Origin of the sequence: Thermorhabdus hydrogeniformans, from assembly GCF_049310025.1 — a bacterium.
In the GTDB taxonomy this organism is placed as follows: Bacteria; Bacillota; Thermosediminibacteria; order Thermosediminibacterales; family Tepidanaerobacteraceae; genus JBJYKD01.
Genome location: NZ_JBJYKD010000287.1, coordinates 1 through 236, shown reverse-complemented (window position 1 = coordinate 236; position 236 = coordinate 1). Strand labels below are relative to the sequence as shown.

The 236-nt window shown below is 43.6% G+C and carries 1 protein-coding gene; it reads right to left on the bottom strand.

Features of this window, described 5'->3' with window-relative positions; genetic code table 11:
* On the bottom strand, positions 1–236 hold a 236-nt coding region (locus tag ACKX14_RS16455; protein ID WP_422449514.1), incomplete at both ends, for a hypothetical protein.

Here is a 236-nt window from a genome sequence, read left to right as displayed (position 1 = left end):
AAGTAATATCAGCTTTGTAGGCTTCCTTCTTGTCCTTGTTGTCCATTCCATGAACTACACAGTCCACTGTCAGTCCAAGAAATTCGTACACTTTACCCATCCATTCCCTGTCACGTGTTGCCAGATAGTCATTGACTGTGATTATGTGAACTCCAAGTCCGGTTAGTGCATTTAGGTAGGCAGGCAATGTTGCAACAAGAGTCTTACCTTCACCTGTTTTCATCTCAGCGATACGT